This is a genomic window from Nitrosomonas sp. H1_AOB3, from assembly GCF_015709435.1.
Classification (GTDB): Bacteria; Pseudomonadota; Gammaproteobacteria; order Burkholderiales; family Nitrosomonadaceae; genus Nitrosomonas; species Nitrosomonas europaea.
On record NZ_CP054389.1, the window covers coordinates 1,504,157 to 1,518,434 of the forward strand.

Genomic DNA, 14,278 nt, shown 5'->3' on the forward strand with positions numbered 1-14,278 from the left:
TTCTCCCCGGGCAAGATTCCCTAATACCTCATGATCTGGTATAACTCAGCCCAGTTCACGTATATGGAGATGTTTTATGAGCACGAAACTTGAATTGCCGATTCAGGAATTTACCACCCCCTATCCGGTCACGGCTCGCGAGGACAGCTCGATCGAAGAATTGCTGGATCTCATCAAAAACCTCAAAGTGCGGCACATTCCCATCATGTCAGACGGCAAGGTTACAGGTATCGTCAGTGAACGGGATCTCAAAATTATCTCGGCTTTGAGCACTCGTGAGAAATTTTTGGTCAGGGCTGCCGATCTGATGACACCCGATCCTATAATTTTCCGGGGCAGCACATCCATTGAGGACGTTATCCTGAAGATGTCGGAAAAAAAGATCGGCAGCGTTCTGGTCAGTGATGAACAGGGAAACCTGCAAGGCATATTCACAGTAACCGATGCACTGGATATTCTGGTAGAAATATTGCGAGGCAAAAAATGACAAAGGTACGTGATCTGATGACCCCTATGCCGAAAACGATAGGTTTCGACATTTCAGTAGAAAAAGCCCTGGTCATGATGAAAGAATGTGCCTGCCATCATCTGCCTGTACTCGATGGCGGGAAACTGGTTGGCGTTCTGAGTGACAGAGATCTTTCAATGGCCTGGCATGGTTCAGGCAACACTAAGGATGAACATCTCGTCAGGGATTTGATGACTGATACGCCCGTCGTCATCGATCCCTCTGCCGAAATCAATATGGCTATCCGAATCATGTTAGATAATAAAATCAACAGTCTCATCGTCAGGGCAGAAGAAAATCAGCCATGGGGTATTCTTACCTCGACAGATCTTCTTCGTTACGTCATGAATAAGGCCTGAAGAGAAGACAGCAGACATCTGCCTTGTTTTCCCTGGTCTGATTCCGGATCTTCCAGTTCTACTGGCAGCATAAATTCAGGCGCACACTCTTCAGCCCTGTTACGTAGTTACGTATCATGCCAAGTGAACGGGTGAAATTCGATACCTTTACCCGGTAACGATCGAAATATACAATCTCGGGTACACTATGAAAAAAAGCCTGTACGGAAATTCCGTACAGGCTCGAAGGGAGGCCAGTTCTAGTCATGGCCATCAGAGGGTTTACCAGTTGCGGGAATCCGCGCAAAAATTATTGTTTACGACACAGGATTTCCAGAATCGTTCAATAACTCCGATTTCCCGGCACTTACCAACAAACGTAACAGCCATGTAGTCGTTACCGGAAATAATCACGATTCCATACTACAACGGATATAACCCTGTTATTTTCTGGAAAAAGCACGGGTAAATCAGCTATATCGCAACCATATCAGTCATAGCAATATTCAATCACTTGAAAACCTGCCAATTTGCCACTATCAAAGCAAGCAGCCAGTTCGGTAAAAATGTTTGCTGCAGTATGATGAACACACTGATATCTAACAGCAGATTCTTCCCGGTCTGCAGCGGCTGTAATAACAAAAAAGTAACATGAGGTCACAGATGAAGATTTCAACGATTCTGGCAACACATGACAAAACTGACTTGGTGATATTGCTGCTGCATGCAACGGCAGGTAGCGTTTTCATGGCACATGGTGCACAGAAGCTATTTAGCTGGTTTGGTGTCAATGGCCTTGAAGCAACCGGTCAGTGGATAAACTCAATCGGCCCCAATCCCGGTTACCTGATGGCATTACTGGCGGGATCCGGTGAATTCTTCGATGGATTGGCGCTGCTGTTGCCCGAATCAGATCATCCGGAGGGATAAGCCAGTGGGACTCTTGATAAACGGAAAATGGCAGGATCAGTGGTATACCCTCCAGAATGGAGAGTTTGTACGTGAAAATGCTCAGTACCGTCACTGGGTCACCCCGGACGGGCAACCCGGCCCTTCCGGCGAGGGAGGATTTACTGCAGAATCCGGCCGCTATCATCTGTTCGTGTCACTGGCCTGCCCGTGGGCACATCGCACTCTGATCTTCCGCCATCTGAAAGATCTGCAGGCACATATCGGTATTACCATCGTCGATCCCAGAATGCTGGAGCACGGCTGGGCGTTCAGTGAGATTTCTCGTGACAATCCTGTACAAGACATCCGCTATCTGCACCAACTCTATACCCGGGCCAAACCGGACTATACCGGCCGGGTTACGGTACCGGTGCTATGGGACAAGCAACGCGACACCATTGTCAGCAATGAATCAGCCGACATCATCCGCATGTTCAACAGTGCGTTTGACTCGCTCACCGGCAATGATCTCGACTTCTACCCCGAAGCCCTGCGCAATGAGATCGGCACCATCAATGAAGTGGTCTACCGGGATTTCAACAACGGAGTTTACAAAGCCGGTTTTGCCACTGACCAGCTTATTTACGAAAAAGCCTACGATCGAATCTTCAATAGATTGGATGCAATTGATGACAGCCTGAATACCCGCCGCTATCTCGCGGGTAATCGCCTGACTGAGGCTGACTGGCGGTTTTTCACCACACTGATTCGCTTCGATGCCGTGTATTACAGCCATTTTAAGCTCAACAAACAGCGTATCGAAGATTATCCTAATCTATCCAATTACCTGCGTGCGCTATACCAGATATCTGGTATCGCCGGTACCGTAAATTTCGAACACATCAAAACCCATTACTACTACAGCCACTCGACCATCAATCCGACCCAGATCATTCCTAAAGGGCCGGATATCGATTACACCCGGCCGCATAACCGGGTGCAGGCTTTCTCCTCCCCCGGATAATTCAGCCAGCATCAATCAGATGGCATCAGGCATTGTGATACTCCAGAACCACCTCGACCTCGTTCTTCGAGCCCAGAATCACCGGTACACGCTGATGCAGATCCTGCGGCACGACATCCAGAATGCGCTCGTAGCCGGTGGTGGATAACCCGCCTGCCTGTTCGACGATAAAACTCATCGGATTGGCTTCGTACATCAGACGCAGTCTGCCGGGTTTGGAGGGATCTTTGGTATCGCGCGGATACATGAAAATACCACCGCGAGTGAGGATACGATGCACCTCTGCCACCATCGAAGCCACCCAACGCATATTGAAATCGCGACCGCGCGGCCCGGTACTTCCTGCCAGACACTCCGCCACATAACGCTGTACCGGTGCTTCCCAGAAACGCTGGTTGGAGGCATTGATGGCAAATTCCCTGGTATCGGCGGGAATCCTCATGTTTGGATGTGTCAGCACGAATTCACCGATATCACGATCCAGCGTAAAACCATTGACACCATGGCCTGTGGTCAGCACCAACATGGTGGATGAACCATACAATGCATAACCTGCACAAACCTGTTTGACGCCGGGTTGCAGGAAATCTTCCATACTGGCAGCCCGGCTTGGCACTGGCGAGCGCAAAATCGAAAAAATCGTCCCGACGGAAATATTGAGATCCACGTTACTGGAACCATCCAGCGGGTCAAATACCAGCAGATATTTGCCGAGTGGATAAGGAGACGGAATCGAGTAGACATCATCCATTTCCTCCGATGCCATGCCAGAAAGATGACCAGCCCATTCATTGTTGCGGATCATGATTTCATTGGTAATCACATCCAGCTTTTTTTGGGTTTCACCCTGAACGTTTTCTGTATCCAGCGCCCCCATCACACCAATCAGCGCCCCCTTGTTCACCGCATTGGAAATGGTCTTGATAGCAGTCACGATATCGTTCAGCAATGCGGTGAAATCACCGCTCGCTCCCGCGATGTGACGCTGCTCTTCAATGATGAACTGGGTAAGGGTAGTACCGGTATGCATCAGCTTTCCTCTCGAGAAATTAAAAAAGCGTCAATTATACTGGTTTGGCAACCATAACGAGCGTATGAAAAAAAGAGCTAAATATCCTCTCCCGATCACTTTTATCTCAAATTGAGACTGCACTGCGCATCTAAGCCCCGGATTAATCTCCCACTGATCAGTAATCTGGAGTTGCGCCACACTTTTTTAACAAACTATATTTTGTCGAAACCCTCTACCCGGGTTTTAACCTTCTCACAGAAATTCTGAGAAACCTTACTGATAGCACCCTCATCTCCGGGAAATATCAGAAAGTTGTCAAAAGAATTTACACAAGCCCCCTCCTTTCTGGTCATTTCACAAATCAAGAAACAGGAAGTAACGTAATTTCATACACATACAAAAGCCATGAAAAGCTGGCATATCTCATGCTTTATATCTATCTGGCAGAAACTGCCTATTTATCATTAATTTAAACAATAAAAGGTTTATATGAAAACAAAATTTGCTCTTACTCTGGCAGCCTCCACACTGCTGGTATCAGCCGCGCACGCCGATCCCTTCGTCAATGGAGGTTTCGAAACTGGTAACTTCAACGGCTGGACAGTTTCAAACTCAGCTTATCGTGCCAGTATCAATAACGCCAACCTGACGCCAGACTGGGTATTTGCCAATGATAACTATGCAATGCATTCGCAAATAATTAGCGCTGGCACCATTGATCCCAATGTTGGAGCCGCGTTTGGCAGCACCGTGTATGCCGGTAATTACAGTGCCCGTATCGAAGACACCACTTGGGGTGGCTATGCTTCCGCAATCACGCAGACCGTCACCAACTACACGGAAGACAGCATCAACTTTGTATGGAAAGCCGTTCTGCTGGGTGCACATGGTGTCAATGACGCCGCCACCTTCAAACTGGTATTAACTGATCTTACAGACGGCATTGATCTTATTACCCGGGAATATAATGCCGCTTCTAGCGGAAGTGGCGTAGACAGTCGCTTCTCATTAAGTGGTGGTAATTACTACACCCAAGACTGGCAAATCGAGACGCTCAATATCAACGACACACTGAAAGGCCATGATTTCATGTTGTCCCTCGTAGCGGCTGATTGCCAGCCTACTGGACACTGGGGTTATGTCTATCTGGATGGTTTTGGCAGTGTTGCTGGTGGTGGTGGTGATGACACTAACAATGTACCTGAGCCCGCAACTCTGGCGATATTGGGATTAGGCCTGCTTGGTATGACAGCTACTCGCCGTCGCAAGAACAGCTAATCTGATTTAACACGGTATTTTATTTCACAACAGCAATGGCAATAATCGCGAGTTGCCATTGCCGTTTGATGAACCGCTTTGATAAAACGCCTAGCATTCAGTGCCTTTTACCTTAACCTTAATCGTTAAAAAAAATTTGCTCACTTATTTTTTTGCGCAAGAGCATCCAGGCATTCTGATCATTCCACCCAATTACCGTAGACCCATCGGCAAAAACAACGATTGGCGTTGCCATTCTTCCCATTCCAAGAAAGAAGCCGATGTCGTTTAACATATCACGAGGATATTGGCATGAAGTTTTCGCTCGACCATTTATTTCAGAACCTTGCATCACTTTGCGCCAGGCTTGTGCAGGATCATCAGCACAATATACCCTGGCAGCCTGCCTGAATCCATTTTCAGCCACCCCCACCGGTACCACATATACGGAAGCATTTTCCTGCTCCAGTGTTTTTTCAAGTTTGCGGCAATAAGGACAATCTGGCGCCGACCATATCACTGCCACAGGTGGAGTAGATCGTTTTACCAGCACCAACTGTTCCAATGGAATCTGTGCAAGCTGTTGACGCAGCCAGGTATGTTTATAGGCCGGGTTATCTTCAGCTGGTGACTGAATTACCCACCCTGGCGACTTTATATTCCCCAACCATCCCATGTCCTCCCGGAAATAGGCAGAAGGGCCACCTGCCTGCCCCGTGCGCACGGCATAAAATCCTTTGAAAAGAGTGGGCTCGATATAATGACCTGCCCGTAAGGGAACTCTCGTTTCCTTTTCAAACGCAGACTTTGCCCTGGGTAAATCCGGTTCCCACATTGGATTCGCCACCGTCAGGCAGGCGAAAGATGCTAAAACTAAAGTAAGTAATAATTTTGCAAGCTTCATTGCTAATATTCCTAACTGATAAAGTCTGATTTTTTTAACTTACTATCTTCACAAATCCTATTATCATGACAATAGACAAAACCATGCACCTCTACGGGAATCCAGTATTTCTGTAATTACATCAAAGTAATGCAATCTAACGTAATATTCCCGCTCTTCTTTAGTAGAACAACACATTCTTTTCCCCAGATTTTCACAACTACAGATGATTTAGATCACTGCCTCTTCCCTGCTCAACTAAAATACGCCTATTCTATTCCAGAGGAAGATTCAAGCATAGGATAGGATGGTTATTCTTTTATTTCCGTACTATTTCCTCTTGGTCACCCTGTAGTAAATATCCATTTTTATGTCCATCCGAATCAAATTATTCCTGGCCTTTCTGCTGACTACGTTCGTAGTGGTGATGGGGATGCATTTTTTCACCCGTTGGTCCTTGGAGAAAGGATTCACCGAGTTCATCGAAAAAAGACAGCAGGAACGGCTGGATAAAATCATCGATGTACTGGAGGAACACTATGCTGAGCACCGTGGCTGGGGAGAGCTGGCCGGAAACAAGCAACACTGGATTTCGTTATTGTGGCATGCCGGCCCGCACCGGCATCGTCCACCGAAGTGGATTATCGAGCAGATACAGCACGAGCCTGATCGGCAGTGGCCGCCGGCAGTAACACCCGGAACAGCTGAAAGAAAGTGGTCTCCATTCGAGTTACGGGTAATGCTGCTGGATGCAGATAAATCGATTCTGTTCGGGCGGAAAGAATTGATTTCTCAACTGAACCTGCATCCTGTTCAGTATGAATACCGGACAGTCGGGTTTCTTGGCCTGCTGCCGGGAAACCCGGTCAGTCAGGCCAGCGATATTTACTTCATGGAACAACAGGCTGACTTTTTCTTCTGGATTGCATTGTCCATGGTGGTGCTATCTGCACTGATCGCCTGGTTGATGGCCTATCACCTCGGTCGTCCGCTCAAACAGATCGCAGCGGTGGTACAAAGGTTGGCGACAGGAGATTACAAAGCCAGACTACCTGTCCTATCGAAGGATGAAATGGGCCAACTGGCACTGAATTTCAATGATACGGCAGCTGCGCTGGAGCAGGCAGAACAGAGTCGCAGACGGTGGGTAGCCGATATCTCTCATGAATTGCGGACACCACTGGCCGTTTTGCGTGGTGAGCTGGAAGCCATCCTGGATGGGGTTCACCCATTAACTCCCGCAGCGATAGAATCCCTGTCCGGTGATGTGCTACGGCTCAATCGTCTGACAGAAGATCTTTACCAGCTTGCTTTATCCGATCAGGGTGCATTGAGTTACCGGAAAGTACTGCTCGACCCCGTACCCTTGCTGCGAGAAGATCTGGCAACGTTCACAGCTGATTTCAATCATAAGCAGATCAGTGTCAGATGGATCAACCGGCTGTTCAAACCTGTACTGGTCAATGCTGATCCTGACCGGTTATCACAATTGTTCCGCAATTTGCTGACCAACAGCCTGAACCATACGGATGCGGGAGGGCAACTGGAAATCACGGTTCAGCGCCTGGCAGACAAGCTGGTGATCGAACTGGCGGACAGCAGTCCCGGTGTCTCGGATCAGGATATCGCGCATCTGTTCGATCGTTTCTATCGTGTCGATCACTCACGCAACCGGCATCTGGGAGGAGCCGGCCTGGGGTTGGCCATCTGCAGCAATATCGTCAGAGCGCATGAAGGAACGCTGATGGCATCCCATTCGGCTCTGGGCGGTCTGGCGATACATATCGAGCTGCCAATTACGCTATGAGCCGTATTCTGATCGTCGAAGATGAACCCAGGCTGGCCAGACTGGAAGCCGATTATCTGCAGCATGCCGGTTTCCAGACTCATTGCCTGAGTCAGGGGCTGGAAGTGATCCCCTGGCTGAAGGAAAATACTGTCGAACTAGTATTGCTGGATCTGATGGTACCGGGGCGGGATGGTCTCGATATCTGCCGCGATATTCGCAGTTTCAGCCAGGTGCCGGTCATCATAGTGACCGCACGAATCGAGGAAATCGACCGTTTGCTGGGACTGGAAATGGGAGCGGATGATTATATCTGCAAGCCTTTCAGTCCCAGAGAAATGGTTGCACGCGTCAAGGCTGTGTTGCGCAGACTGCAGCCGCCCGCCCCGAACTCGGCGCAGCAGGCGCTCACACTCTCCCCCAAAAGTTTCAAGGTCCAGTACGATGGGCGAGAGATCGAGTTGACTGCCGTTGAATTTCAGTTGCTCTATACGTTATATCAGCAACCGGGGCGTATTTTCTCGCGCGCCAGACTGATGGATCTGATCTATCAGGATCAGCGCATCGTTTCAGACAGAACGATAGACAGCCACATCAAGAAGCTGAGGAAAAAGATTGCTGAACTGATTCCGGAAAAAGAAGTGATCTGTTCAGTCTATGGCGCAGGCTATCGCTATGACCCACAATCTGTCGAGCTGGAAGAATAACGATCCGGTACGGGACTTCGTCGCTTCAACTTTCCCACTCATCATTTCCGGCCGGAAAGCTTCCGGTGCCATCAACCACCCGGGAGATTCCGGGTGATCGTATCCCATGTTGTGTTCGAGGCAGACGGGGTGAGTGATGTAAGCAGTAGACATAAAACAATGCGATCCTCGCCGTAAGGCGAAAGGTTTATTTCACTTTCACTTCGGTTTTATCACTGCGATCTGCAAGAGATCGGATCGGTTCGATCAGGTTCTCGCCACCTGAAGGTGTATCAATACCCAGCAGAACATGACTTCTCCGGTAACCGTAAAGAAAATAAAAAATCAGACCGATTCCAGTCCAGATCGGAAACACCAGTTTGGCATCCATCGGTAAAAACAGAAAAAGAATCAGACAACCGCCAATGGCAAGTGGCCCCACCAGCCAGATCACAGGCGTCCTGAAAGGCCTGGGACGATTTTTGTCCCTGACCCGCAGAATCATGACCGTCAATGCTACGATCAGAAAAGCGAACAATGTTCCGGAATTGGAAATATTTGCAAGCTTGCCCACTGGCAGGAAAGCTGCTGCTGCCGTTACGCCTACGCCGGTAACCAGCGTGACGATATATGGAGTTTTGAAGCGTGGATGGACGCGGCTCAATACTTCCGGCAGCAAACCATCACGCGACATGACGAAAAAGATACGTGTCTGCCCGAACAGCATCATGAGAATCACCGAGGGAAGCGCCAGGAAAGCAGCCAGGCCAAGCAGGTTGCCAATTCTCTCCCAGCCTATTTCACGCAATACATGTGCCAGTGCTTCGTGCGAGCAGACTACCGGTTGCTGTCCTGCAGCCGCGAGTAATTTGCACTGCGCAGCCATTTCCCTGGAACCGGGGGCGAGCCCCTCCCCCGCGGCATCGACCAGTGGCTGTGCACCCACTGCGCCGATCACCCCGGCAGATACCAGTAAATAAAACAATGTACACAGCAGTAACGAACTGATAAGAGCAATTGGAAGGTTACGTTGCGGATCTTTTGTTTCTTCCGCTGCGGTTGATACCGCATCAAAACCAACATATGCGAAAAAAATGGAAGCAGCAGCAGCAACAACACCCGAGGTTCCCAGTGGTAGAAAAGGATCGAAATGGTTCATATCGGCAGCCGGCAGCGCCAGTGCAATGAACGCCGTCAGAGCGATGATTTTGACTGCAACAAGGATGGCATTGAACATGGCGCTTTCTCGTGTTCCGATGATCAACAGGCCGACGACCAGCAGGCAGATGACAACCGCGGGCAGATTGATGATACCCCCGGCAAACGGACCGTTCGCCAGTACATAGGGAATTTCGAATCCCAGCGAGGCATTATTCAGCAACCCGACGAAATAGCCCGACCAGCCTACGGCGACCGCCCCGGCTGCAACAGAATATTCCAGTATCAATGCCCATCCCACCATCCATGCGATCAGTTCACCGAGCACGGCGTAGGAATAGGTATAAGCAGACCCGGATACCGGTACCATTGAAGAAAGCTCGGAATAGCAGAGTGCGGCTACTGCACAAACGAAACCGGCAATGACAAAAGCAATCATCATACCGGGGCCGGCTTTTTGTGCTGCCTCGGCAGTCAGCACAAAAATACCTGTGCCGATAATTGCTCCTACCCCCAGCAGCGTCAACTGCCACACGCCCAGAGAACGGTGAAGACTTTTCTTTTCGGCTGTAGCCAGAATGGCATCTAGCGATTTTACGCGCCAGAAGATCATGAACCCTCTCCTTCAATAAAAACAGATAGTTACAAAATCCCTGAATTTAGCGGGGGATAGTGTACAAGAAATACCATGACCATAAGACCGAAATCAGGACAAAAATACCTGTGTCTGCGTCTGGTTATCTGCATGTTCAGGCTTGGCAACATGACAACCGATTGAACATCGGGAGCATATTTGAGTCAGATTGTGTTCCTGCATCTTTCACATTCTTTTCACAATCTCTGCAAAGTATTTGCAAATTGGCAAAGTATAGTTGTCATCAAGGGCGGAAAACATTCCGTTCTGTTTCTGAAAATCAACCAGGAGGTTCATCATGAACAAAAAACTTATCGGTATCGTTCTCGCTCTGGCATTTCCTTTGGCGGTTACTGCCAACCCGGGAGAGCACAAACATGATCATGAACAATACCGGGCGAAGAAAATAGAACGGCTGGACAAAGAGTTGTCCCTGACTGACGACCAGAAATCCAGAATTGACACACTCTTCAAACAAAATGGAGAAAAATTCAAGACGATCCGCGAGGAAACCCAGTCCCAACTGAAAACCATTCTGACACCTGAGCAGTATTCCAAACTGCAGGAACTGAAACAGCGCCGGCAGGAACAGTGGCGCGAGAGACATCAGCAAAAAATGCAGGAGAAAAAACCGGAACAATCAGGTACAACACAGTAACAACAAAAACATTCACTATTCACTCTGCCTGCAATGGTCTCCCGTTTCTATCGGCCATTGCAGGCCGTTGTTCATCCACTGACTATTCTGCCAAATACCTCTACCAACTCTGGTAACAGCTACCACAGCTCTTCCGTCGTCGGAAAAATTGCTGTCAAATTACTTTCCGGCTGCTTCAGCCGGTTCCCAACCCATATCGATCAAGACTGATCACTTCAACTACAGGTTACTGTCCAGAATACTGGGAATTTTATTTCTATGATGTAGTTCAATCGGACTGAACTATCAAACAACTTTTCTCCTTTGGTATGAACCATTCTCCTTTATAAAAGGAAAGCAGTATCGTATGTGAAATACACCACATCTAAGAATCAAGTACCGCCATATCATCTAATAGCAACACGCTATCAAAAAACTTGATGCCATATATCCAATGATACCCCTCTGTTTTTTATACAAGAGCAGAAAAATTATTAAATAAACCCAGTTTGAGTACCGTTACTCCGTCTCCGGTTAGGAAAGTGTGCTATCCGAATTTATCAGATATGCCATATGGATAATCTGTCAGTTTGTCACCCACGATTGATAAAGCAGATACGCAGTCAATCACAGGTACGTTGAAATCAGGAAGATATTTCCTGACGGGTTCTTAAGTAACAGGTTTTTATCATCCGATTACTTGAGAATTTATTTAAATAGCATAGAAAGGAACTTATAAATGATTCTAAGAAGCTGGGCCAGAGGAGTCACATTAGCAGCAATATGTACATTTTCATTATCTTCCGGAGCAATCTTTGCTAAAGATAATCGTCCGGCACCATTACCGACGTATCAGTATCCTGACGTTTACAACAATTATCTGCAACCTATAGCAACCGCAATAGACTATCACTCCGGAATGGTCTATCTCTTTAACTACGAAAATGACAAACTGATTACTATTGACCCGACAAGCCTCAGTGGCTGGCCAGGAAATGTTCCATTACAACATACTCTCGTATTGCCAGAAGGAAATAAGATTTTTATTACATCTGATAATACGGCAGAGCATCCTGCTTACATCATCATACTGAAAGTAAATGATATTAACTGGGATGCAGGAACAATCTCACTTGCAGTAGAAACTGCAATAGCAGCAGATAACCCGGGAACACCAACAGAATTTCCGTTTGTTGAGCCCGTCAACAATGTGCAAGCTGTCCCTAACTGGTTAGTAGGGAGAGGGACAACTCAGATACACGGTCCCACAATTTTGCCCTACTCAGACTTTATCTATATGACCGAGCTTACCTCGGACAGGGTACGCGTCATCAATCATAAAACAAACGAACTCGTAAGTGGCGTGGATCCTATTGCCATACCCGGCTATACGGAACAAACGCACGGTATCATGTTTAATAAATCTGGAACCATTGGCCTTGGAACCGGATATTTCTTTGATAACAGCGTGATCGATGTTTACAAGCCCAATAGACAAACGGGCGAGCTGCAAACGATTGGCCAGATCAGACTGGGCGATGAAAAACGGCACGCAGCGTTTACCCATTTCGTATATTGGCTGGATGAACGATATGCTGTGACCGCTTCCATGCAGCTTGATAAAACTTCACTGACTTCCGCTACTACCAAACAAATTATCCCGCCCAGTATATGGCTGCTTGATACTTTGGAAGGAACTGCAACAAAAATTCTCGACCATACCAGTCATGCAAATGGAAAAGGTGTTTTTCGCTCTCCCTCCGACATCGCAGTGGTCAATGGCAAGCTCTATATTGCGGAAGAGGATTCGCTTGATTACACATTTGCCAACGATGGATATATTTCTGTATTTGATCTGACCGATCGCTACAAACCACGATTCCTGAAAAGGCTTAAACCTGGTCGGGAATTACCCACCGGCTATGCAGTAGCTCATACAATCAGCCCGACACCGGATAACCGTTATCTGATAGTCGCAAGCTGGGTTTCGGGTTATGTACTCAAAATCGATACTGAGACAGATACCGTTGTCAAAATCTGGGGACCGAATGATGGTCTGACCAAACCACATGGTATTTGTACTGCTGGCGGTCTTCGCTGATTGTAATTCAGGAAACCGATCTGTTCTCTTTTATCCAGAAAATTATCAGATAGAAATCAGGATGGATCGGTTTAAAAATAAATATAAATACAGCATATAAAACAGTTCAGGACAATTGATGAAGAAGATAGATAACATGAAATTGAAAAGCTTACGAAGCTCCTGTTTCCAGATTATTACCACCGTATTTCTTATTTTTATACAAACTGATATCAGAGCAGCAACCATTACATTATCCCATCCGGTACCGTTACAGGCAGAAACGATTACTCACCTGGAACAAGCGGACACAACCAATGCCAATCAGTGGAAGCTGGTCGTTTTTGGCTTCACCCACTGCAAAGATGTCTGCCCGATGTCGCTTGCTAATTTATCTATGCTGGTTAAAGCAGCAGCCAATGAACAGATCGAGCTCAATGGAGTTTTTGTCACAGTTGACCCGGATAGGGATACAGAAGAAATTTTATCCGGCTATACAAAAGGCTTTGGTGATGGCATTACTTATTTACGCTTTGAAGGGGAAGAGCTTGAGCATTTCAAAAATGCTTTTCAGGTAGAGGTTATCTTCTATACAAAGAATGCAGGTAATCAAACCCACTATCAGGTTGATCACAGTACTACAGCTTTCCTGATTGATCCGACAGGGAAAATCAGGGTAATTTTTGATGCATTGAAAGATGCTGTCGATGTAGCCAGAATCTTTAAAGATAACAAGGGATTATTCAAATCATGAATAGAGCTTTGATAGCAGTAGTACTGCTCATGGTCATGGGATCTGTTTCCGGCATGAGAATAAATCCGGATCCTCGGGTAGTTGTTTCTTTTATGGATAAATCCATTGCACCTGAACTGGATATTTTACGTGTAATGGCAGATATTTCGCCCGACAACCACCATCTTGTATTCCAGGTTAAAACACGGGGAGAACGTATACAGGGAAACGACCATGATTATCTGCTTCTTCACATCACACATGGAAAAACTTATGTTCTTCTTTTGCCTGTCAATAAAGAAAAAGAAAATCAGGTGCTGGTATATGAACGCTCACCTCAACCTGATGACGATGATCTCCTCATTCTTGGCAAATTCAAGGTAAATTCACACTTGACGAACTTTAATATCACTTCCATTTTTCGGGGAGGAGAATTCAGTGTGCCGCTAGACTGGATTGATTTCAATACAAATTTCAGTTTTGATGCTTATACAGTTCGGGCCAGGATCAAAGGGGATACGCTGGAAGTCAGTAAAATATACGATTGGGGAAGAAAAGGAAAAACACACAACAATGAAAAGCCACTCTCTGCTATTACATTGCTCAATAAAATCTGCGCTCCCAAAAGTAATAATCAAAGGCTCTGACTAT

Annotated in this window: 14 protein-coding genes; 11 read left to right on the forward strand and 3 right to left on the reverse strand. The window is 47.1% G+C overall.

Going from position 1 to position 14,278, the window contains the following annotated elements:
* Positions 1-76 precede the first annotated feature (76 nt).
* From HRU73_RS07010 to HRU73_RS07025, 4 genes are all read left to right on the forward strand, one after another.
* Positions 77-487: a CBS domain-containing protein gene (locus HRU73_RS07010; protein WP_011111155.1), complete on the forward strand. Its 411-nt coding sequence runs from the start codon at positions 77-79 to the stop codon at positions 485-487.
* Complete coding sequence (locus HRU73_RS07015; RefSeq protein WP_011111154.1) at positions 484-867, forward strand: CBS domain-containing protein; 384 nt, start codon at positions 484-486, stop codon at positions 865-867. Before HRU73_RS07010 ends, HRU73_RS07015 begins: the two co-directional genes overlap by 4 nt.
* Positions 868-1,509: 642 nt before the next feature.
* Positions 1,510-1,776 carry a DoxX family protein gene (locus tag HRU73_RS07020; protein ID WP_287398245.1) on the forward strand — a complete coding sequence of 89 codons (267 nt, stop codon included), beginning with the start codon at positions 1,510-1,512 and terminating at the stop codon, positions 1,774-1,776.
* Positions 1,777-1,780: 4 nt separating this feature from the next.
* Positions 1,781-2,761 carry a glutathione S-transferase family protein gene (locus HRU73_RS07025; protein ID WP_011111152.1) on the forward strand — a complete coding sequence of 327 codons (981 nt, stop codon included), beginning with the start codon at positions 1,781-1,783 and terminating at the stop codon, positions 2,759-2,761.
* Positions 2,762-2,786: 25 nt separating this feature from the next.
* Here the strand turns inward: HRU73_RS07025 and HRU73_RS07030 are convergent, their stop codons facing one another.
* Positions 2,787-3,791, reverse strand: a complete 1,005-nt coding sequence (locus HRU73_RS07030; protein ID WP_011111151.1) for a class 1 fructose-bisphosphatase — start codon at positions 3,789-3,791, stop codon at positions 2,787-2,789.
* A gap of 471 nt (positions 3,792-4,262) precedes the next feature.
* On the opposite strand from HRU73_RS07030, the gene HRU73_RS07035 reads away from it, so the two are divergent.
* Positions 4,263-5,051: a PEP-CTERM sorting domain-containing protein gene (locus tag HRU73_RS07035; protein ID WP_011111150.1), complete on the forward strand. Its 789-nt coding sequence runs from the start codon at positions 4,263-4,265 to the stop codon at positions 5,049-5,051.
* Positions 5,052-5,169: 118 nt separating this feature from the next.
* On the opposite strand, the gene HRU73_RS07040 is transcribed toward HRU73_RS07035, so the two are convergent.
* The gene (locus HRU73_RS07040; RefSeq protein WP_281871173.1) at positions 5,170-5,934 is read right to left on the reverse strand and encodes a DsbC family protein; all 765 of its coding nucleotides are present in this window, start codon (positions 5,932-5,934) and stop codon (positions 5,170-5,172) included.
* Between the two features lie 349 nt (positions 5,935-6,283).
* Here HRU73_RS07040 and HRU73_RS07045 point away from each other — a divergent pair, with 349 nt between their 5' ends.
* Positions 6,284-7,720, forward strand: a complete 1,437-nt coding sequence (locus HRU73_RS07045) for an ATP-binding protein (RefSeq protein ID WP_287398246.1) — start codon at positions 6,284-6,286, stop codon at positions 7,718-7,720.
* On the forward strand, positions 7,717-8,406 hold the full coding sequence (locus tag HRU73_RS07050; protein WP_281871175.1) for a response regulator: 690 nt from the start codon (positions 7,717-7,719) through the stop codon (positions 8,404-8,406). Before HRU73_RS07045 ends, HRU73_RS07050 begins: the two co-directional genes overlap by 4 nt.
* 187 nt (positions 8,407-8,593) lie before the next feature.
* Here the strand turns inward: HRU73_RS07050 and HRU73_RS07055 are convergent, their stop codons facing one another.
* On the reverse strand, positions 8,594-10,156 hold the full coding sequence (locus HRU73_RS07055) for an amino acid permease (RefSeq protein WP_281871176.1): 1,563 nt from the start codon (positions 10,154-10,156) through the stop codon (positions 8,594-8,596).
* A gap of 319 nt (positions 10,157-10,475) precedes the next feature.
* On the opposite strand from HRU73_RS07055, the gene HRU73_RS07060 reads away from it, so the two are divergent.
* From HRU73_RS07060 to HRU73_RS07075, 4 genes are all read left to right on the forward strand, one after another.
* Positions 10,476-10,835, forward strand: coding sequence for a hypothetical protein (locus HRU73_RS07060; RefSeq protein WP_287398247.1), 360 nt, complete (start codon positions 10,476-10,478; stop codon positions 10,833-10,835).
* A 718-nt stretch (positions 10,836-11,553) separates the two neighbouring features.
* The gene (locus tag HRU73_RS07065; protein ID WP_287398248.1) at positions 11,554-12,915 is read left to right on the forward strand and encodes a YncE family protein; all 1,362 of its coding nucleotides are present in this window, start codon (positions 11,554-11,556) and stop codon (positions 12,913-12,915) included.
* Between the two features lie 118 nt (positions 12,916-13,033).
* Positions 13,034-13,648 (forward strand): SCO family protein, encoded by a 615-nt coding sequence (locus tag HRU73_RS07070; RefSeq protein WP_281871179.1) that lies wholly within the window; start codon positions 13,034-13,036, stop codon positions 13,646-13,648.
* Complete coding sequence (locus tag HRU73_RS07075) at positions 13,645-14,274, forward strand: DUF1292 domain-containing protein (protein WP_281871180.1); 630 nt, start codon at positions 13,645-13,647, stop codon at positions 14,272-14,274. The genes HRU73_RS07070 and HRU73_RS07075 overlap by 4 nt, the downstream gene beginning before the upstream one ends.
* Positions 14,275-14,278: the final 4 nt, after the last annotated feature.